The 21166-nt window shown below is 37.0% G+C and carries 22 protein-coding genes; 12 read left to right on the forward strand and 10 right to left on the reverse strand.

What is annotated here, in order from left to right; genetic code table 11:
• Positions 1-78 precede the first annotated feature (78 nt).
• From ODE14_RS15555 to ODE14_RS15565, 3 genes are all read left to right on the forward strand, one after another.
• The gene (locus ODE14_RS15555) at positions 79-2184 is read left to right on the forward strand and encodes a TonB-dependent receptor (RefSeq protein ID WP_263602086.1); all 2106 of its coding nucleotides are present in this window, start codon (positions 79-81) and stop codon (positions 2182-2184) included.
• Positions 2185-2665: 481 nt separating this feature from the next.
• Positions 2666-3442, forward strand: a complete 777-nt coding sequence (locus ODE14_RS15560) for a hypothetical protein (RefSeq protein WP_263602087.1) — start codon at positions 2666-2668, stop codon at positions 3440-3442.
• The gene (locus ODE14_RS15565; protein ID WP_169231884.1) at positions 3430-3954 is read left to right on the forward strand and encodes an acyl-CoA thioesterase; all 525 of its coding nucleotides are present in this window, start codon (positions 3430-3432) and stop codon (positions 3952-3954) included. The genes ODE14_RS15560 and ODE14_RS15565 overlap by 13 nt, the downstream gene beginning before the upstream one ends.
• Positions 3955-4093: 139 nt before the next feature.
• Here the strand turns inward: ODE14_RS15565 and ODE14_RS15570 are convergent, their stop codons facing one another.
• Positions 4094-4465: a hypothetical protein gene (locus tag ODE14_RS15570; RefSeq protein ID WP_263602088.1), complete on the reverse strand. Its 372-nt coding sequence runs from the start codon at positions 4463-4465 to the stop codon at positions 4094-4096.
• A 141-nt stretch (positions 4466-4606) separates the two neighbouring features.
• Here ODE14_RS15570 and ODE14_RS15575 point away from each other — a divergent pair, with 141 nt between their 5' ends.
• From ODE14_RS15575 to ODE14_RS15590, 4 genes are all read left to right on the forward strand, one after another.
• Positions 4607-5557 carry a 2-hydroxyacid dehydrogenase gene (locus tag ODE14_RS15575; protein ID WP_248388854.1) on the forward strand — a complete coding sequence of 317 codons (951 nt, stop codon included), beginning with the start codon at positions 4607-4609 and terminating at the stop codon, positions 5555-5557.
• Between the two features lie 117 nt (positions 5558-5674).
• Positions 5675-6937, forward strand: coding sequence for a serine hydrolase domain-containing protein (locus tag ODE14_RS15580; RefSeq protein WP_263603848.1), 1263 nt, complete (start codon positions 5675-5677; stop codon positions 6935-6937).
• A 25-nt stretch (positions 6938-6962) separates the two neighbouring features.
• Entirely contained in the window at positions 6963-8729 is a 1767-nt protein-coding gene (locus ODE14_RS15585) for an Ig-like domain-containing domain (protein ID WP_248388850.1), read from the forward strand.
• Between the two features lie 2 nt (positions 8730-8731).
• Positions 8732-9190, forward strand: coding sequence for a heme-binding domain-containing protein (locus ODE14_RS15590; RefSeq protein ID WP_263602089.1), 459 nt, complete (start codon positions 8732-8734; stop codon positions 9188-9190).
• A 67-nt stretch (positions 9191-9257) separates the two neighbouring features.
• Here the strand turns inward: ODE14_RS15590 and ODE14_RS15595 are convergent, their stop codons facing one another.
• The 5 genes from ODE14_RS15595 to ODE14_RS15615 all read right to left on the reverse strand — a co-directional run bounded on the left by ODE14_RS15595 (position 9258) and on the right by ODE14_RS15615 (position 13524).
• Complete coding sequence (locus tag ODE14_RS15595; protein ID WP_263602090.1) at positions 9258-9773, reverse strand: NUDIX hydrolase; 516 nt, start codon at positions 9771-9773, stop codon at positions 9258-9260.
• Positions 9770-10684, reverse strand: coding sequence for a site-specific tyrosine recombinase XerD (gene xerD / locus ODE14_RS15600; RefSeq protein ID WP_248388844.1), 915 nt, complete (start codon positions 10682-10684; stop codon positions 9770-9772). The genes ODE14_RS15595 and xerD overlap by 4 nt, the downstream gene beginning before the upstream one ends.
• 6 nt (positions 10685-10690) lie before the next feature.
• Positions 10691-11113, reverse strand: coding sequence for a deoxycytidylate deaminase (locus ODE14_RS15605; RefSeq protein WP_248388842.1), 423 nt, complete (start codon positions 11111-11113; stop codon positions 10691-10693).
• Between the two features lie 44 nt (positions 11114-11157).
• The gene (locus tag ODE14_RS15610) at positions 11158-11925 is read right to left on the reverse strand and encodes an enoyl-CoA hydratase/isomerase family protein (protein WP_263602091.1); all 768 of its coding nucleotides are present in this window, start codon (positions 11923-11925) and stop codon (positions 11158-11160) included.
• A gap of 111 nt (positions 11926-12036) precedes the next feature.
• Entirely contained in the window at positions 12037-13524 is a 1488-nt protein-coding gene (locus ODE14_RS15615) for a catalase (protein ID WP_248388838.1), read from the reverse strand.
• A gap of 131 nt (positions 13525-13655) precedes the next feature.
• Between ODE14_RS15615 and ODE14_RS15620 the strand changes: the two genes are divergently transcribed.
• The 5 genes from ODE14_RS15620 to ODE14_RS15640 all read left to right on the forward strand — a co-directional run bounded on the left by ODE14_RS15620 (position 13656) and on the right by ODE14_RS15640 (position 18380).
• The gene (locus tag ODE14_RS15620; protein ID WP_263602092.1) at positions 13656-14606 is read left to right on the forward strand and encodes a LysR substrate-binding domain-containing protein; all 951 of its coding nucleotides are present in this window, start codon (positions 13656-13658) and stop codon (positions 14604-14606) included.
• A 233-nt stretch (positions 14607-14839) separates the two neighbouring features.
• Positions 14840-16120, forward strand: coding sequence for a methionine adenosyltransferase (metK, locus tag ODE14_RS15625; RefSeq protein WP_248388834.1), 1281 nt, complete (start codon positions 14840-14842; stop codon positions 16118-16120).
• A gap of 85 nt (positions 16121-16205) precedes the next feature.
• Complete coding sequence (locus tag ODE14_RS15630) at positions 16206-16697, forward strand: hypothetical protein (RefSeq protein ID WP_263602093.1); 492 nt, start codon at positions 16206-16208, stop codon at positions 16695-16697.
• Between the two features lie 195 nt (positions 16698-16892).
• The gene (locus ODE14_RS15635; RefSeq protein WP_248388830.1) at positions 16893-17483 is read left to right on the forward strand and encodes an RNA polymerase sigma factor; all 591 of its coding nucleotides are present in this window, start codon (positions 16893-16895) and stop codon (positions 17481-17483) included.
• Positions 17484-17684: 201 nt separating this feature from the next.
• Positions 17685-18380, forward strand: a complete 696-nt coding sequence (locus tag ODE14_RS15640; RefSeq protein WP_263602094.1) for a YjjG family noncanonical pyrimidine nucleotidase — start codon at positions 17685-17687, stop codon at positions 18378-18380.
• 78 nt (positions 18381-18458) lie between these two features.
• Here the strand turns inward: ODE14_RS15640 and trpS are convergent, their stop codons facing one another.
• From trpS to ODE14_RS15660, 4 genes are all read right to left on the reverse strand, one after another.
• Positions 18459-19427 (reverse strand): tryptophan--tRNA ligase, encoded by a 969-nt coding sequence (trpS, locus tag ODE14_RS15645; protein WP_263602095.1) that lies wholly within the window; start codon positions 19425-19427, stop codon positions 18459-18461.
• Between the two features lie 239 nt (positions 19428-19666).
• Positions 19667-20311 carry a vancomycin high temperature exclusion protein gene (locus ODE14_RS15650; RefSeq protein WP_263602096.1) on the reverse strand — a complete coding sequence of 215 codons (645 nt, stop codon included), beginning with the start codon at positions 20309-20311 and terminating at the stop codon, positions 19667-19669.
• Positions 20312-20326: 15 nt separating this feature from the next.
• On the reverse strand, positions 20327-20965 hold the full coding sequence (locus ODE14_RS15655; RefSeq protein WP_248388822.1) for a lipoprotein signal peptidase: 639 nt from the start codon (positions 20963-20965) through the stop codon (positions 20327-20329).
• Positions 20965-21156, reverse strand: a complete 192-nt coding sequence (locus ODE14_RS15660; RefSeq protein WP_072884312.1) for a DUF2683 family protein — start codon at positions 21154-21156, stop codon at positions 20965-20967. The genes ODE14_RS15655 and ODE14_RS15660 overlap by 1 nt, the downstream gene beginning before the upstream one ends.
• Between the last annotated feature and the right edge of the window lie 10 nt (positions 21157-21166).

Raw genomic sequence — 21166 nt, forward strand, 5'->3', positions numbered from 1 at the left:
AAAATCAATCATCTTTTATCATTAATCATTTATAAGATAATCCGCCCCTTTTATTCATTAAATGTTAAAATTTATAGAATGAAAGGATTATTTTTTTTAGGCCTAACTGTAGGCGCAGCTGCTTTTATCCAGGCACAAAATACCGATTCCTTAAAAATAAAGGAAATTGAAGCTGTTAATTTTACCAAAAGACTTCCCGTTGCAAAAGAGATCATTAATGTTCAGAAAGATCTGGACAGCAGGAATCTCGGGCAGGATCTTCCGATTCTATTAAAAAATCAGACTTCCATTATTTCGACATCAGATGCCGGAAACGGGGTAGGATATACCGGTTTTAGAATCCGAGGGGTTTCCGGAAGTGCAATTAATGTGATGATGAATGGTGTTCCGTACAATGACTCGGAAAGCCAGGGAACGTTCTTTGTCAACGTTCCGGATCTTACCAGTTCTGCTTCACAGATTCTGATTCAGCGAGGAGTGGGAACATCCAACAACGGAGCTGCCGCATTCGGGGCAAGCATCAATGTACTTTCAAAAGATCCGGAAGAAAAATTTTATGTTAAAACAGATGACAGCTACGGATCATTTAACACCTATAAATATTCTGCCGAAATCGGATCCGGAAAATTCTGGGGGAACCGACTTTCCATAATGGGAAGATATACCCATATTAATTCAGACGGATATATTGACAGAGCTTTTTCAAAGTTGAATTCCTATAATTTCACCGCTTTATATGAAGAAGGAAACACCAGAATCCGCTTAATGGCTTTCGGAGGGAAGGAAAAAACTTATCAAGCCTGGAACGGAATCGACCGGAAAACCTGGGAAACTGATCCCAAATTCAATTATTCCGGGGCAATTTATGATGCAAGTTGGGAAAATATTGTAGACTTTTATGATAACGAAACCGACAATTACCGACAAAATCATTACCAGTTGCTTTGGGAACAGAAATTTAATGATAAATGGAATCTCGAAACAACCTTACATTATACCAAAGGAAAAGGATATTATGAAAATTATAAGCAGGGTGATCCATTCGCCAGATATAACTTACCTGATGTTGGAAGTGAAGAATATTCGGACTTTATCAGAAAAAAATGGCTTAATAATGATTTCTATGGGATTGTTTCAACGCTTTATGGAAAATTAGGAATTGTTGATGTCAACTTTGGGGCAGTCGCCAATCAATATTATGGAAGACACTTCGGAAATGTAACCGGTGTTTTCATTCCCCGGATTGATGAATACGAATATTACAGAAACCGCTCCGTAAAAAATGAAGTGGCAGGTTTTGCAAAAGCATTGGTAAGGATAAACGATTTTGAATTTTTTGGAGATTTGCAATTGAGAAATGTAGACTACAATACGAAAATCATCACTTCCGGAGATGATGAAGGAGCTAATCTCGATAAAAACTGGCTGTTCTTCAATCCAAAAGCGGGAATCAATTACAAAATTAGCAATGGAAAAATTTTTATTTCCTACGCTCACGCACACCGCGAACCGAACCGTGACGACCTTTTGGCAAACAATGACGTAAAAGCAGAAAAACTTCACGATTTTGAAGCCGGTTTCGAAAGACAGTTTGGACCTGTATCATTCACCGCCAACTTATATTATATGTATTATGTGAACCAGCTTGTCCTGAATGGGGAGCTGAATAATGTAGGGGCCTTTATCAGAACCAATTCAGGAAAAAGTTTCCGAAGTGGAATTGAGCTCGGAGCATTGGCTAAAATTTCAAAACAGTGGGAACTTAGTGGAAATGTAAGTTTCAGCAACAACAGGAATTTAGATTTTAAAGTAGAAAATGAAAATGGTGTTCAGGATCTCGGAAACACACAGATTTCCTTTTCTCCGGACGTCATCGCCAATCTTGCAGTGAAATTCAACCCCAATAAAAATTTCCAGTTTGCCTTAATCAACCAATATGTAGGAAAACAGTATCTGGATAATTCCGAAGATCGTAATCTGCAGCTGAACGATTATTTCCTGACTGATTTTAATGCTCAATACCAATTCAAAATTCATAATAATGACATCGCCCTCAAGCTTTTAGTAAACAATATTTTCAATAAAAAATATGTGAACAACGGCGCTGTGTACGATGGCTCTCCTTACTATTTTTCTCAGGCAGGAACCAATTTTATGTTTGGCATCAGCTGGAAAATTCAGTAATCAATCAGGCTATATTGAAATAATTATAGTAAAAAGTAAAGTTAGATTTTTAAGGCTGCTCCGGCAGTCTTTTTTATTAAATCTTGCCACTATTTATTTTAGGAGCTTTTTCCCGCTTTCCGCACTCGCTATTTCTTTATTTTCCTGGGTCGCAGCTGAAGCCGCCATGACCCAGGAAAATAAAGAAATGAGCTCAGACAATTGCTTCAATCGCGGCTAGGGTAGCAGTTTGCCTATTTACAAATGTTCCCAAAAAACAAAGGGAGGTCTCAAATAAAAGACAGATTGCTATAAATTTCGAAATTCATGAATAAGAGCGGGTTTTATTCCGCTTCCAGGAAAAGGAATAATCCAATGTCTTTAGCCAAAGCTTAATAATAGGGACAGGATTTCTAAAATCAGATCTGCATATTTTTAAACTTGATACCGAACAATTCTTATATAACAAAAAGTCATGAAAAAGTCATAAATTTGCCACCAAATGAATATTTCAGCTTACATTTTAGAATATTTGAAACAATTCGGTACCGTTACGGTCCCGGATTTTGGGGTGTTTTCGCTCGAAAACTCCAAGGCCATTATCAATTCCGAAAATGGGAGCATCCTTCCTCCTGCCAGTAAAATTGTTTATACCCCGGATTATAAAGTAAAGTCTGAGGAGCTGGCTGCTTTTATTGCGGGACACAAACAGATGACCGTAGAAGCTTCCAAAACAGATCTCCAGATCCAGACCGATTTCTGGAAAAAGAAGCTGCAGGCAGATCAGATGCTCGAGATTCAGGGGCTTGGTACTATTTACATTGAAGAAGGCGAAACGCATTTCAAAGGAAACAGACTCCAGTCCGATCACCCGGATTTTTATGGTTTGGAAGAAATTAAGATTTCAGACATCCATAACAATGAACCTCCGAAAACAGGGTCGAAAAACTCCGGAAAAGATTACCGGTTTAACAAATCCATTCTTTGGATTTTCCTGATCATTATTCCTGTTGCTGGAATTTTATATGTAGCTTATACACAACAGGAGCTTCTTTTTGGTGAAAAATCTTTTGGAAACACCAATCCTTCCATACAGACCAGAACCCACAGGATTGAAAAAGATACTGTAAAATCACAACAAGCTGCTCCGCCGGTAGTCCCATCAGATTCTCTGAAAAAAGACACTGCTGTGGTAAAGCAGAATATTCAGCCGGCAACACAAAAGGCTGTAAACAATACAGCTCCTACAAACAACACTAAGAAAAAATGGCAAAAATAAAGAAGGCGTCAGAATCCCTGACAGTAATGACGAACATTGTACTCCCCAATGATACGAACCAATTGAGGAATCTTTTCGGTGGCGAACTATTGGCAAGAATGGACCGATGTGCCTCAATTTCAGCGACAAGACACTGCGAAAGAAGGGTAGTGACCGCTTCCGTGAATCATGTTTCATTTGATCACCCGATTCCGGAAGGTGGAATTGTAGTAATGGAATCTAAAGTTTCCAGAGCTTTTTCCACGTCTATGGAAATTTATGTAGATGTATGGCTGGATGATCCTATTAATCACAAAAAAATTCAGACCAATAAAGGAATTTATACTTTCGTGGCGGTTGATGAATTCAACAGACCCATCCCAATCCCTGAAATGGAACCGGAAACTGATCTTGAAAAAGAAAGATACGCAGCCGCACTCAGAAGAAAGGAACTCTCCCTGATTCTTTCCGGAAGAATGAAACCTTCTGAGTCAATTGAGCTTAAAAAGCTTTTTGGGGAGGAAACAAAATAATTTGATTTAAGAAATTATTTGTAGTTTTTTTGACGCAAGTTGGTGATTATCTTGGTTGTACTTAAGAAAAGAATTAATCAACAAGTTTATTGATGAAGCTGTAATCTAATCTGCTAAATCTGAATAATCTGTGCGGATTTTAAATAAAACTTAAACAAATAATTTCTTTCAGCGAAAGGCCACAAAAAATTATTGTAACAAGTACAGATAGAACCGACAAAAATAGTTGTCGGTTTTTTATTGCTGCTTCAATAGAGGATTCTAAGTAATCTCCGGTTTTAGCAAACATTCTTTCAGGAAAGAATATGGGTAAGGCTAAAAGACATAAAAACAGAAAATTAAGACCTACTTCAAGCCATAAAAAATTTTTACTCCCAAAACCGTCTCCACCGTCTCCGGAATAGTGAACGGGAATAATTTCCTGTACAGAAGAAAATTGCTGTGACAGCACAATAATATATATAAGAAGAAGCAATACGGAAATGCTGAAAATGGCCTTAGGTGATTTCATGGAAAACTAAAAAATTCGATTACAAAAGCTGTTTCTGAATCTTTGTAACTACCTTTGCAGAACAAATATAAAAATTATCAACGTAATTTCGTTTGTGTCATTTGTGCAAAACAATTAGTGTCATTAGTGTTTAGAAAAAATATGAAAATACTCCTTTTAGATAAGAACCATCCCCTGATTACCGAACAGCTTTTAGCCAAAAATTTTATTCTGGAAGAAGATTTTACCTCTTCCTATGATGAGGTTTGTCGAAAAATTAAAGACTATGACGGAATCATTATCCGAAGCAGAATTCCTTTAGACAAAAATTTTCTGGAGCATGCTGAAAATCTGAAATTCATTGCGAGAGTAGGAGCAGGAATGGAAAATATTGATATTCCTGTAGCACAAAAATTGGGAATTCAGCTAATCAATTCCCCGGAAGGAAACCGTGATTCTGTAGCGGAACATGTAGTGGGAATGCTTCTGATCTTAATGAACAGGCTTTTCATTGCATCCCGGGAAGTAAAAAACGGCATCTGGCTCAGGGAAGAAAACAGGGGGGATGAGCTTCTGGGAAAAACGGTAGGCCTCATCGGATATGGAAATATGGGTAAAGCAACAGCCAAAAGACTTTCCGGTTTCGGCTGCAAAGTGATTTTCCATGATATTCTACCTGGACTTTCTGATGAATATGCCACTCAGGTTTCCTTGGATGAGCTTAAAGAAAAAGCGGAGGTGCTCAGTCTGCATATTCCTTTAACAGAAGAATCGTATTATCTTGTAGATGGATTATTTATTTCCGAAATGAAGAATGATTTTTATTTCATCAATACTGCACGTGGTAAAAATGTGGAAACCAAAAGCTTGGTGGAAGCTATAAAATCAGGAAAGGTAAAAGGGGCTTGTCTTGACGTTCTGGAATATGAAAAGTCGTCTTTTGAAAACCTGGAAACCGAAAATGAAGATCTTCGGTATCTGCTTGAATCCGAAAAAGTAATCGTAACACCCCATATTGCGGGCTGGACTATCCAGAGTAAAGAAAAACTCGCCCAGGTAATTGTAGATAAAATCCTTGCTCAGTTTTCAGGTAATTTTCAGTCGATTCATTAATTGGTAAATTTTTGAAGTATTTTTTGTGATTATCTTTATGTTAAATAATTCATAATATATAATCAATATTTACTCATTATTTTCAGTTTTATTAAATTGCCGCTCATTTTGAAATTCATGAGGATGCGTAATCTTGTACTTATTATCACTGCCTGTATAGTTCTTTTTTCCTGTAAAAACAAAGCTGAAAATCAGGAAGCTGCCATTGAAAGCACAACAAATCTCCCGAATTACGGAAACGTAGATCTAAGTAAAGTTTTTACTGCAGCAGACAGTCAGATTCCTGATAAAGCATCTCTTTCAAAATACATTGATCAATATTATAAAAGAGTATGGGAAAGAGGTGATCTCAGCGGTGGAATTCTGGTTGCCAAAGGCGATGATATTCTCTATGAAAATTACAGGGGTTTTGCAAGAGAAGGAAATCAAAATCCTATTGACAGGAATACTCCGCTTCATGTTGCCTCCGTATCGAAAACACTTACGGCAATGGCTATGCTTAAGCTGATAGAAGCCGGTAAAATAAATCTTGATGATCATCTTACAAAATTTTTCCCGGGATTCCCTTATCCGAATGTTACGGTTAAAACATTGCTTGATCAAAGAAGCGGACTCCCGAAATATGAATATTTTATTACTAAAATACAGCCCGCTCCTGCCGAACTTTCCAAAGCATTTCTTACGAATCAGGATATTTTAAATATGATCATCAAGTACAAACCGGATCTGGCTAGAGATACAGATACGGGATTCATGTACTGCAATACTAATTTTGCCATGCTTGCGCTGCTGATTGAAAAGGTAACCAATACTCCTTTTCCGCAAGCCATGAAAGAGATGGTTTTTGATCCTCTTAAAATGAAAAATACATTTATTTTTCAGGAAAAAGATATTCCCACGGCATCACAGTCATTTTTTTACGGAGGAAAAAAGCTTTATCCTCTGGATCGCCTGGATCTCATTTACGGGGATAAAAATGTGTATACCACACCGAGGGATCTGTATAATTTTTCTAAAGCCATGTTTTCGAAAGATTTTTTAAAGCCAGAACTCATGGAACAGGTTTTCACGCCATACAGCAATGAAAAACTCGGAATGAATAATTACGGACTGGGCTTCAGAATGAAAATTTTCGACAACGGCGAAAAACTTACTTATCACAATGGATGGTGGCACGGCACAAACTCTGTGTTTGCCCATTTGCTGAAGTCAAAAGTAACCATTGTAGCGATTGGAAACAGGTATTCCGGGAAGGTTTATACGGCGCTTGCTTTATCGGGTCTGTTTGAAGATTTTCCTTCTCAGAAGGATAAACTTCATAGTGTTATGAGTGACGATAAAGATACATTAAAAGGTCATGGTGAAGTTTATGGAGAATAATGTTTATTTTTGCGTAAACATCTTCATGAAAAGATTTCTTTTACTATTTGTTATTGGCTTTCTTTTGCAGTCCTGTGCAAGAGTAGGATCACCGGTAGGAGGTCCGAAAGATACATTGGCGCCAAAGTTTTTAGGTTCGAATATTGACAGCACAAGAATTAATGTTCCGAGAGATATAAAGGAACTTCGTCTTGATTTCAACGAATATGTTTCGCTGAAAGACATCAATAAGAATCTTAGCATATCGCCACCGATTAAAAATATTACCAGGATCATTCCTTCCAGTATTGCCAATAAATTTGTTCTTATCCAATGGAAAGATACGCTGCAGGCCAATACCACATATAATTTTAATTTCGGAAATGCCATTTCGGATAACAACGAGAATAATATTCTAAGATATTTCAATTTTGCCTTCTCTACGGGTGACAAACTGGATGATCTTTATATCAGCGGAGAGGTAAAAGATGCCTTGTCACTTAAAAAAGCGGGTGAAAACAAATTTGTTGTGGGCCTTTACCAGGTGAAGGATACCATTGATTATAAACAAAAGCCTTATTACATCACAAAAGTTGATGATGACGGTTATTATGAGCTGAATTATCTTGCTCCGGGAAAATACAGAATTATTGCTTTTGAAGATGAAAACGGTAATTCCATGTATGATCAGGGAAAAGAAAAAGTAGGCTTTCAGAAAGAGGCCGTTGTTGTAGAAAAATCAATCTCAGGATTAAATGTAAAGCTGTACCCGTCTAAAAAACCGGTAAAATATATTGAAACCAAAGAAGTGCCGGGAGGTGTTTTAATGACTTTTGAAGGAAGGCCGGACAGCGTAAGGGTACAGTCTCAAAGCGAAAAACTGACAGATTACAAGGTAACACATGCTCCGAAATCAGACTCTGTAAGAATCTGGTTTGATGCCGTGAAAAGCAATCTCGGGCAAACCACCGTTGAAAACCTTAAGTTAGGGTATAATGCTGGAACTAAAAAAGATACACTGTACAGCGCTTCTCTTTTCTATCGTTATAACACAAAAAATGCAATGGATGTAAACAGTGATAACGGCGGCGGAATGCTTCCTCCTAAAGAAAATTTTAAAATTAGCTCAAACTATTATATCACAAACCTTAATACGGATAAATGGATTTTCAGAGCAGCTGGAGACAGCCTCAATACACTTCCTTTCACTGCAAAAATATCGGAAACGAATCCCTATCAGATTATTGTTAATGCAGATTTTGTTTCTGGTAAAAAATATCAGCTTACCGTACCTAAAGAAACGGTTTCTTCTTTCTATGCTAAAAATTATCAGTCGAAACGGTTTGATTTTGAAGCGGATAAAGTGGAAAATTACGGAAGCCTAACCTTTAAACTGGAAAATGCTCCTACATCAAGTTATTGGATTCAACTGGTGGACAGTTCTGAAAAAATCCTTTATCAGAAATACACCAAAGGTAATGATGTGAAATTTGATATTCTCAAACCGGCAGAATATATTGTACGTATCCTTGTAGATAACAATGAAAATAAATATTGGGACGAGGCAGATTTTCAGAACGGAATTTTTGCAGAAGACTCTTATATTTATTACAAAACGGTAATTGTGAGACCTTTATGGGACAGCAATGAGACATGGGATCTTAAAGATACAAGGGTTTTGGATACCTCAAAGTTCGGAACTCAGAAGACGAACAACAGTGCTTCTCCAACACCTTCCAATCCAGCCACGCCAAAAACAAATGTAAGACCGGAATTAAAAACGGACAGGGGTTCGCTTACGCCTGTCAGATAATAATGAAAACATTTAAAAGAATACTTTTTTGGGTTTTGATAATCTTCGCTTTGATTCAGTTTATTCCAACGGATAAGGTGAACAGACCGGTTGACCATAAGGTAAATTTTGCGGATGTACAGAGAACGCCTCAAAAAATCAATGAGCTGATTAAAGGAGCCTGTTACGACTGCCATTCCGATGAAACGATATATCCCGGCTATGCTTATGTGGCACCAATTTCCTGGTCTGTTAAAAGCCATATCAACGAAGGCAGGGAGCATCTGAACTTTTCCATTTGGGGAACGTATAATCAGGACTTAAAAAAAAGCATGCTTGAGAGGTCGGTTCAGGCCATAGAAAACAAAACAATGCCTATGCCTGGTTATATTGTGTATCACAAAAAAGCCAATTTATCAGAAGCAGAACGGATGTTACTTGTTCAGTATTTTGAAGAAATACTGAAATCAAAAACATATTAAAAAAAAATCCACGGATTGTAAAACTTTGAAATAAAGTCTGTCAATCCGTGGAATATATAAGGTTGTATTAAACCTTTCGCGCGTAGTTTTCAAAAAACTTTTTCTGCGAATCAAATGCAATGTCTTCAGGATTTAATTTATCCAACGGAATCCACACTGCATCCGAAATTTCAGAAATATCAAGTTTCACCTGAAACTTTTCCGAAACATGATATTCGTAAAAAAGATCAATTGTGTTATAATCTATTTCTTTGTACTGATATACATTCGGAAGGCTCGTAAGATACTTTAAATTTGAAATATCAACATCAAGCTGCAGTTCTTCAAAAAGCTCTCTTTTGCAGGTTTCTTCTGCGCTTTCACTCGGGTCTACAAAGCCTCCGGGAAGATCAAGCTTTCCTTTTTTCGGATCTCTGTTCCTTCTGGTAAGGTAAATTTCATTTTCAAATCGTATAACCACAGCTACCGCTCCGGCTACATTATTATAAAGCGTAAAATTACATTCGGGACAGCTCCATTTTTTCTCACCGTCCCAGTTCAGAGATCCTTTGCCACAGCTTGGGCAATATTTCAATATTTTCATTGAGCAACATTAATATTTCTCGGGTGGTAATTTAAAATAACATCCCGGAGTTCTTCGGTTTTAAGATGGGTATAAATTTCCGTGCTGGTGATGCTGGAATGGCCCAGCATTTCCTGGATATAACGGAGATCTGCCCCGTTTTGAAGCAAATGCGTCGCAAAAGAATGCCTGAAGGTGTGCGGTGAGATTTTCTTGCTCACCCCAGCTTTGTCCGTAAGTTCTTTTATGATTAAAAATACGATTACTCTCGACATGGAAGTTCCTCTGCTATTCAGAAACAGAGTATCTTCATATCTTTTGCTGACTTTAATTTTAGAACGTATCTCCGAAATATAATTTAAAAGTAAGGTAGCAGTATAGTCCGCGAGCGGAACAAAACGTGTCTTATTGCCTTTTCCAAGCACTTTAATGTAGTGTTCGTGGAAGTTGATATTGGAAATTTTAAGCTCAATAAGCTCCGATACCCGCAGTCCGCATCCGTAAAGCACCTCAATAATGCACTGGTTTCTTTTTCCCAAATCAGAATCCAGTTCAATGGCGTCTATAATTTTGTTAATGTCCGGAAGTGTTAAGGTATCAGGCAGATAAAGCCCTAGCTTTGGACCTTCTAATAAAGTGGCCGGATTGTCTTTGCGAAATTCATCCTCAACAAGATATTTGAAAAATGCTTTTATAGACGAGATCCATCTTGCCTGTGAACGTTCGCTGAATTTCTTTTTGGAAAGGTTAAAAATGTATTCCTGCAGGTTTTCGTACTGAATCGTATCTGGACCCACATTTTCTAAATCTTCTTCTGCGTATTCTTTTAGTTTTTTGATATCCCTGATATACGCATCAAGAGTATTTTCTGAAAAATTTCTTTCAAAACGAAGAAAAATTTCAAAATCCTTAATTTTTTCATCCCAAATCATGTTGTGTTATTTTTTTAATTCATATTCCGAAATCTGTATTATTTCAATACCATGGTTTTTTAAAAATGATATTCCATCATCGTCCGAATACTCGTTTATATATACAAGCCTGTTGATTCCGGCCTGTAGAATAAGTTTACTGCATTCTTTACACGGAGACAGTGTTAAATATAACGTGGCTCCTTTTGCAGACTGTGTGGAAGCGGCCAGCTTTAAAATGGCATTGGCTTCTGCATGCAGCACATACCAATGCGTTTTGCCTTCTTCGTCCTCACAGCAATTTTCAAAACCTGATGGGGTACCATTGTAACCATCTGAAATAATCATCCTATCTTTTACGATAAGAGCTCCTACCTGCTTTCGTTTACAGTAGGATAGTTTTGCCCATTCCTGAGCCATCTTCAGATAAGCTTTATCAAACTTATTCATACATCAGCATCGTTTTTTTCGAAATAATTTTAATCAAGGATAATTTAGAAGCTGGGTTTTCTTTTTTCAAGAAACGCAGAGACTCCTTCTTTTTTATCATCTAAGTCAAAAAGCTCTCCGAAATATTGAATTTCGGTTTCAAAACCTTTATCCGTATCTGATAAGTTTACAGCACGAATAGCTTTGGATATTGCCATTGGGGAATTGTTAGCAATAACGTTGGCCAATTCCTGTGTTTTGGTTAATAATTCTTCAACAGGATATACTTCATTTACCAATCCGATTTCTTTTGCTCTCTGAGCAGGAACCATTTTGGCAGAGAAGATCATTTCGTTGGCAATACCTTTTCCTACAAGCTTCGGAAGCCTTTGAGTTCCGCCATAACCCGGAATCAATCCCAGCGTTACTTCAGGTAATCCCAGTTTGGCATTTTCCGATGCATATCTGATGTGGCATGCCATAGCAAGCTCCAGACCGCCCCCCAAAGCAAATCCGTTTACGGCTGCAATAACAGGCTTGGTCATATTTTCTATTTTATTGAATAATGAGTTTTGTCCGTTTCTGGCAAGTTCTTCTGCTTTCTCCTGTCCGAAATCACTGAATTCTTTAATGTCAGCTCCTGCAACGAAAGATTTTTCACCGCTTCCTGTAAGAATGATTGCCCTACAGCTGCTATCAGTATCTAATTCTTCCAAAGCTGAACCCAGTTCACTGATTGTTTTGGCATTTAGTGCATTTAAACTTTCAGGACGGTTTATGGTAATTATAGATATGTTATTTTGTTTATCTAATAATATGTTTTCGTAACCCATTTTTCAACTGATAAAATATTATTCTGTGCAAATTATAAATTTTTTATAAAAAAAAGGAAAAAAGATTGACTTTTTTTCCTTTTATTGCATTTGTTTTATTATTTAAGGCAATTATTTAGAATGATTCATCATATTGGCATCAATAACAACATTAAGCTGTGTGGCGACTTTCATACCCAGCTCGATATTCGCTCTGAAAAAATGGCAAAGCTGGCGGTTGATGATTTCATCTCTTTTAGGTCCTGTGATGCCTTTCATGCTTCCCACAATATTGTTCACAAGATTATGCCGGTCTTCAGGACTCATTGCTTTTGAGTAGAGCAATCCCGGCTGAGTGTAATGATCATCGTCGTTTTCATTTCTGCTGTAATTGGCTACATGAGCACTGTCCAGTTCGTATTCATAATTTTTGTAAGATGAATCAGGTTTTATATCATCAAAGCTGTTCGGATGATAATTTGGCTTGTCCTGATAATGACTGGAGTCTGCCATAAAACCGTCGCGCTGATAATTATTTACGGCAAACGGACATCTGTTCACTTCAAGATGATGGGCATTGACGCCCACTCTGTATCGATGGGCATCAGGATAAGAGAACAGTCTTCCCTGAAGCATTTTATCCGGAGAAAAGCTGATTCCGTTAATTAAGTTACTTGGTGAAAAGGTTGATTGCTCAACGTGAGCAAAATAATTTACCGGAATTTCATTCAATTCCATTTCGCCCACTTCAATTAACGGGAAATCTCCCTGAAACCATACTTTAGTTATATCAAAAGGGTTCCATCTGAAGTCTCTTGCCTGATCTTCTGTCATTACCTGAATATACATGGTCCATTTCGGGAAGTTTCCTTCTTCAATGGCATTGCACATATCCTCCTGGGCGAAATCAGGATTTTCGCCTGCCATTTTTATCGCTTCTGCATCCGTGAAATTCTTGATTCCCTGTTTTGTTTTCATGTGGAATTTTACCCATACCCTCTCGTTTTTATCATTGATCATCGAAAAAGTATGAGATCCGAAACCGTGCATATGACGGTATCCGTACGGCGTTCCTCTGTCGGACATCAAAATAAGAACCTGATGCAGCGATTCAGGATTAAGACTCCAGAAATCCCACATCATAGTAGCACTTTTAAGATTGGTTTTCGGAACTCTTTTCTGGGTGTGGATAAAGTCCGGGAATTTTTTTGCATCTTTAATGAAGAATACCGGTGTATTATTTCCTACGAGATCCCAATTCCCATCCTCTGTATAAAATTTTAGAGCAAAACCTCTTGGGTCTCTAGCCGTGTCTGCACTTCCTTTTTCTCCACCCACGGTAGAGAAACGGGCAAACATCCTGCATGAATTTCCTACTTTTGAAAATAATTTTGCTTTTGTATATTGGCTGATATCGTGTGTTACAGTGAAAGTTCCGTAGGCGCCGGTGCCTTTAGCATGAACAATTCGTTCGGGGATTCTCTCTCTCACAAAATGGGCAAGATTTTCCTGTAAAACGAAATCCTGCAACAAAACAGGCCCTCTTGGTCCTACGGTCTGCGAATCCTGATGCTCATAATAAGGAGCGCCATTGTTTAACGTTAATTTTTTAGAATCCATATACTTATGATTTGTTTCGCGGTTTTTACTGTTAGCTGCCTGTATAGACGTATTAAAATATCAAATTTACTTTAATTTTTAATTACAAATGGCAAAAACATTTTATCTTTGTCATAGATAATATTAATCAGATGAACATTCAGCAATTGGAGTATCTTATCGCTGTAGATAAGTATAAACATTTTGGTAAAGCAGCTCAAGCATGCTTCATTACGCAGCCTACGTTAAGTGCAATGATACAGAAATTTGAGGATGAACTGGATGTAAAGGTTTTTGACAGAACTACCCACCCGATTCGTACCACAGATGTGGGGCTTCAGATCATTGATCAGGCAAAAGTGATTATAGAATCTGTCAATGAACTTAAAAATAAGGCCAACCTTTTAAATAATATTTTAGGAGGTACCATTAATATAGGAATTATTCCTACGGTTTCTTCTTTTATCCTTCCAACAGAGATTTTCAAATTTCTGGAGGACAATCCAAAGATCCAGATGAATGTAAAGGAAATGACAACCGATAATATCATTAAGGCCCTTAAAGCGGGTGAACTTGACGCCGGAATTATTTCTACCCCATATGATTCTGCGGACGAATTTTATCAGGATTTCCTGTTTAATGAAGAACTGATGATTTACAGTTCTGATACGGAAGCTAACAAGAAAAATTCTTACGTTGTTCCGGAAGAACTGAATGTGGAAAAAGTATGGTTGCTTGAAGAAGGAAACTGTCTTAGAAATCAGTTTGAAAACATCTGCCATCTGAAAGAAAATACCCTGAAGCCGAAGAATCTTGATTTTCTTGCTTCCAATATTCAGACATTGGTACACATGGTAGATAAAGTAGGAGGGATCAGTATTTTACCGGAACTCGCGTTAAGTCAGCTTTCCGATCAGCAGAAAGAAAATGTTTTCAGGTTTAAAAAGCCTTTTCCGTATAGGGAAATCAGCATTATTTATTATAAGCCTACCTTCAAGCAAAAAATTATTGACGAATTGTCACATTCTATAAGAGAATCACTTGAGAAAAAGCTTAATTATCACGAAAATCCGAAAGAATTCGTAAGCATTAAACCACAATAAATTTTATTGTTAAAGTTGATAAGCTGCTGCTATTCATGAAATTTATAATAAACGGGCAAAAATTTGAGTATTAAAAAAATAGTACTTAAATTTGCGCACGTTTACGAACGAGGAAAAATTTGTCCTGATTGCAACCTCTATAAAAAAATGCTAAAACAGTATTTCTTTTTAGTCGTACCGGTAATTATTCTTATTTTTCTTCGTTAATTTTAATCTAAAACAAATAGAGTAATATGTCTTATTTATTTACGTCTGAATCCGTTTCAGAAGGACATCCGGATAAGATTGCCGATCAGATTTCTGATGCGTTAATCGATCATTTTTTAGCATACGATAAAAATTCCAAAGTAGCTTGTGAAACCCTTGTTACAACAGGACAGGTAGTACTTGCCGGTGAGGTAAAATCTGATGCATATCTTGATGTGCAGACGATTGCCAGAGAAGTCATCAACGGAATAGGCTATACAAAAGGAGAATATATGTTCAATGGTGATTCCTGCGGTGTTATTTCTGCGATCCACGAGCAGTCTCCGGATATTAATCAAGGTGTTGACAGAGCTGTAGAAGATGAATCTTTTGAAGGAAAGGCCAACGCACAGGGAGCCGGCGACCAGGGGATGATGTTCGGGTATGCAACCAACGAAACAGCTAATTATATGCCTTTAGCTCTTGACCTTGCGCATACTATTCTTAAAGAGCTTTCAGCGATCAGAAGAGAAGATTCTGAAATTAAATATCTTCGCCCGGATGCAAAAAGCCAGGTGACGATTGAATATTCTGATGATCATAAACCGATCAGAATCGATTCTATCGTTGTTTCTACACAACATGATGATTTCGGCTCTGAAGAAGAAATGCTGAACAAAATCAGAGAGGACATTAAAAATATTCTGATCCCAAGAGTGGTGGCTTTGCAGTCTGATGAAATCAAAGCGTTATTTAATGATCAGATCAAATACCATATCAATCCTACCGGGAAATTTGTAATCGGTGGTCCTCACGGAGATACAGGTCTTACAGGAAGAAAAATCATTGTAGATACCTACGGAGGTAAAGGTGCTCACGGAGGTGGTGCTTTCTCTGGGAAAGATCCTTCAAAAGTTGACAGAAGTGCCGCGTATGCGACAAGACATATCGCTAAAAATCTTGTTGCTGCGGGAGTTGCAGATGAAGTTTTGGTTCAGGTGTCTTATGCAATTGGTGTGGCAGAACCTTGTGGTTTGTACATCAATACCTACGGAACTGCGAAAGTTGATCTTCACGACGGAGCTATCGCAAAAAAAGTTTCTGAGATATTCGATCTTAGACCTTACGCGATTGAGCAGAACCTGAAACTTAGAAATCCTATTTATCAGGAAACTGCTTCTTACGGACACATGGGTAAAGAACATTATGTGGCTGATAAGACCTTCAACAAAGGGCAAAAAAATGAGCTTACACTTACTGGTTTAGAGTTCTTTACATGGGAGAAACTGGACAAAGTAGACGAAATTAAATCCGCTTTCGGAATTTAATTTTCACAATAATAAACAAATGAATAGCTGCTTTATCTTTCAGGTAAAGCAGTTTTTTTTAATTTTACATAAAATAGAACAGAATATGAATAAAGTACGATTCGTCATTACAATCCTTACCGTTTTTTTTCTCGGCACTTTTGCCAAAGCACAGCTTACCGTACATAAAATGGTAAGTGTAGGATATACTTATCAGAATCAAAGTTTTGGCGAAGTGGGTGGCAAGTTGCTTTTCCTGAAGAATGATGATGTCATCTACAGGCTTGGTGCGTCTGCCATGATGGGGTCTGTAAATTCGCAGTTTGCAATAATGCCTAAGGTTTCGACTGACGTTTTATTGAATTTTCAGAAAAATGTGGATTTTTACCATTCATATTATTTTCTGATAGGCGCAGAAGGTACCAACAAATATGTTGCTCCGAAAGTTGGTTTTACCCTGTTCGGGATTCTGGATCTTACCGGAGGGTATGGTTTTCCAATAGGAAACAGCGGAATAAACGGAAAAGAATTAAAAGGACTGAATATTAATTTTTCACTAAATATCCCTACTGTATTCATTCATGACATGTTTAAATGATTTTTTTTAAATTTTTCTTTCAAAAATTTAATAATAGGTTAACAGTTATTAAAAATTTATTATATTTACATCATTAAAAATTGTATCCGCCTATTGATTATACTTTACTCTGAAGAATTGTTTTGTATTTACAGCTGAAACCAGATGAAAAATCTGGAAAGTTTTTGTTCAGCAAAAAAGTATTGAGAAGAAGTTATGAAATCAAAATCGGATAGTTTACTTATTTCCCTTTATCAAAAAGGAGACGAAGAGGCGTTGTCGACCCTTATCCACCGCCATCAGAGAGAACTGTTTACATTCATTTTTTACAAAATTAATGATGAAGATCTGGCAAATGATGTTTTTCAGGATACGTTCATGAAAATCATTGTTATGCTTAAGGAAGGACGTTATAACGAAGAAGGAAAATTCATTCTTTGGGCAAAAAGAATTGCTCATAACCTTATTATTGACCATTTCAGAGCAAAATCCAAGAATATTAAAGTATCGGAAACAACTTTTGAAACCGAAGAATATTCCATTTTCGACCTGTTGAGAGAACCTTCTGAAAATATTGAAGACCAGCTGGTAACCAACCAGATTCAGGAAGACCTTTTAAGGATGCTGCAGTTTCTTCCTGAAAATCAGCAGCAAGTAATAAAACTGAGATTTTTTGACGGGTTAAGTTTTAAGGAAATTGCAGATCACACCGATATGAGCATTAATACCACATTGGGACGCGTAAGGTATGCATTAATTAACCTGAGAAAAATCATGGAAGAAAATAATATTATCTTGACACGATAGATAATAATTTCGGAAAATTCTCGTTTTAAGGAAAAACATTTAACCGCCTATGAGAAAAAATGATTCCTTAAAAGTGAAAACTTTGAAACCAAAAAAGCAAACAATTGAGTTTTTACTCAATTTTTCGAAGAATCTTGAGGTTGTAAAAACCAAGAGCAAGAATTATCCGATTTCCAAAAATTAAAATTAATTTTGTGCTGTATGAAAATTCAGCACATTTTTTTTGATCTCGACAATACGTTGTGGGATCACCGCAGAAATGCTTACCTTACCATTAAACAGCTTTTTGAAAAAGAGGAAATTGCCCTAAATTACGGAATTGACTTTGAAGAGTTTCATTCCGTTTATCATGAAATCAATGAGAAACTTTGGGAAGATATTCGCGACGGAATTATCGATAAAGAATATTTAAGGAAGCATCGTTTTTATGATACATTCAGACATTTTAATGTTGACGATGAACAGCTGTCCATGTATTTTGAAGAACATTTTTTAGATAAAATCCTTAATCACAATGAATTGGTGGAAGGCGCCACGTATATTTTAGATTATCTTAAAGCTAAAAATTACACTTTACATATTATTTCTAATGGTTTTAAAGAAGTTACAGAAAGAAAATGTATTTTATCCGGAATTGATCAATATTTTCAAACAATCACCAGTGCAGATACTGTGGGCGTAAGAAAGCCAAGACCGGAGATTTTTGAATATTCTCTAAAGCTTTCGGAAGCATCAAAAGAGGAAAGTATTCTGATCGGCGACGACTGGATCGCAGATGTTGTCGGAGCACAAAATTTCGGAATGGATGTGATTTTCTTTAATGTTTTAAAGGAAAACAGGCAGGAAGAAGGATTGAAGGTAATACAGCATTTACTGCAGATTAAAGAGTTTCTATAACTTTTTTATAACAATTTTGTTTAAAAAGTTTCGGCAGACCTTTGGTGCCGCTGAAACTTTATCATAAGGTTTAAAACATTAAAGCCCTAAACTTTTTCTCACTCTTGTAATGGTTTCCGTAGCAATTACTCTCGTTTTAGAGGCTCCTTCCTGAAGCTTTGCTTCCAGTTCTTCAAGATTATTCATATAGTAAGAGAAAAGTTCTCTTTCCTTTTTGAATCTTGTCAGGATGAGATCCAGAAGTTCTTTTTTAGCATGACCGTAACCGAAGTTTCCGGCCAGATATTTCGCTTTCAATTCTTCAGTCTGTTCGGGAGTTGCAATCAGCTGATATATTGCAAACACTTTATCGGTTTCAGGATCTTTCGGTTCTTCCAGTGATTTGGAGTCGGTTTCAATACTCATGACCTGTTTTTTCAGTTCTTTTTCAGGTAAGAAGATATTGATGATGTTCCCTCTGGATTTAGACATTTTATGACCATCAATACCGGGAACATACTTGGTGTTTTCCTGAAGCTCAGATTGCGGGAGTACAAAAACTTCACCCATTTGATTATTAAATCTTGAAGCAACATCTCTTGCAATTTCCAAATGCTGCAGCTGATCTTTTCCAACCGGAACGATTTCGGCATCATACAATAAAATGTCTGCAGCCATCAGGATAGGATAGGTGAATAAACCTGCATTAACGTCCTGCAGTCTGTCTGCCTTATCTTTGAAGGAATGTGCTAACGTTAGTCTTTGATACGGAAAAAAACATGATAAATGCCAAGAAAGTTCACAGGTTTCAGGGATGTCACTCTGTCTGTAAAAATAGGTTTTTTCAGTATCCAGCCCACAAGCAAGCCAAGCCGCAGCAATTTCGTAGGTATTTTGTTTTAGCACTTCCGCATCTTTAATCTGGGTTAAAGAATGAAGATTGGCGATGAATAAAAAAGATTCGTTTCCTTCCTGTTTCGATAGTTCAATCGCAGGAATAATAGCACCCAACAGGTTTCCCAGGTGCGGTGTTCCGGTGGCTTGAATGCCGGTAAGAATTCTTGACATTGTTTAAAATTTATATTTAAAATTAATGAATTGCAAATTTAAATTAATTCTCTAAAATATAGGTTAGTTTAAGCTCTGTTAAACGCAAAGATTTAAGATTGTACTTTTAATATCAGAGAGCAAAGGCACATATATTTGCTGCGGGAAGCTTCATCAAATCAACTTGTTGATTCATTCTTTACCTACTTGAATTTATCTTTTAATGTAAACTTTCCGTAAAAAAATACACGCTGGAAAAATTAAGGAATCAAAACTTTATCACCACCAAACTTAGGTTCAACATCGAAAATTAGATCCCAATACGCTTTTGCTTTAGCAAGATATTCTCTCATATTGGTTTTAAAACCGGCATATTGATTTACATCTAATGCATTGTAACCGAAAGCTTCCATTCCGTTTTGCCTGGCCAGAAACACGGCTCTTTCATTATGGAATTTCTGGGAGACAATGATAATTTTATTCTGACCAAAAATTTCTTTTGCTCTAATTACTGAATCCAATGTTCTGAAGCCTGCAAAATCAAGAAAAATTCTGTCTTGAGGAATTCCGTGCTCCATTAAAGCGAGCTGCATATCTTCAGGTTCGTTATAATCTTTCGTACTGTTGTCGCCGCTTACGATAATGTATCGTATTTTTCCGGTTTTATACAATTCCACCGCGGCATAAATGCGGTTGTAGAAATAAGCATTCGGAAAACCGTTATTTAAGCTTTTGCTTGTACCCAGAAGCAGAGCGGTTTTTGCTGCTGGAAGATCTTTAGTCTTATAAGAAATATAGGGGTCACTGCTTGCCTTAATGCTGTAATTGGCCCAGGCCATAAAAATAATTCCCGCCACGAACAGAAGCAGGAAAAATTTAAGTGAGTTTTTAATCAATTTTTTCATCGGTGTAAAAATTCTTTAAAATTCCAAACCGTTCGGGAAGGCTTTTTTTCTGAAAATTAATAATAATGCTGCGCCCACGGTAATTGCAGAATCTGCTACATTAAAGATATATTTAAAAAATTCTATATGTTTTCCTCCGATCAGGGGCCAGCTTTCAGGAACGTTCCAGTCTACCAGTGGGAAATGAAGCATATCCACCACACAGCCTCTCATAAAGGTAGAGTACCCTTCACCGAAAGAGGAGAATTTTGAGATTCCGCCATAGCCGATCCATCGGTCAATACTTGCATCATATACGGTACCGCTGTCAAAAATCAGTCCGTAAAACATGCCGTCTATCAGGTTACCGATTGCTCCGGCAAAGATCATGGCCATCGGAATCAGAAGATAATTGGATTCGCCGCGCTGTAACCATTTTTTAAATAAATAAATCATTCCTCCAATCAGGACAATCCTTACCAAAACAAGGAAATATTTTCCGATAACGCCACCGAAATGAAGGCCGTACGCCATCCCCGGGTTTTCTACAAAAGTGAGCTTAAACCCCGGCAGAACGGAAACACTGTCATCCAGGTTAAAATGGGTTTTTACATAAATTTTTGAGGCCTGATCAATCAATAAGATAAGAAAGGTTACCAATACGATCTTTTTCATTATAATCCTTTAGGTTTTGTAGGTTTTCCTGTTTTCTCGTTCTTCTTATCAACGATTTTTTTAATCGTCTTCTGATTGTGATGCATGTTCTTGGTATGGAATTTTTCGAACTTAATGTTCATGTCTTTTAGGACGCTTTTCAGCGCACTGAGTTCCATTGCATTTTTCGGATGTACAATAATGGATTCCACTTTTTTAATT

Origin of the sequence: Chryseobacterium sp. PET-29, assembly GCF_025736815.1 — a bacterium.
Lineage (GTDB): Bacteria > Bacteroidota > Bacteroidia > Flavobacteriales > Weeksellaceae > Chryseobacterium > Chryseobacterium nepalense.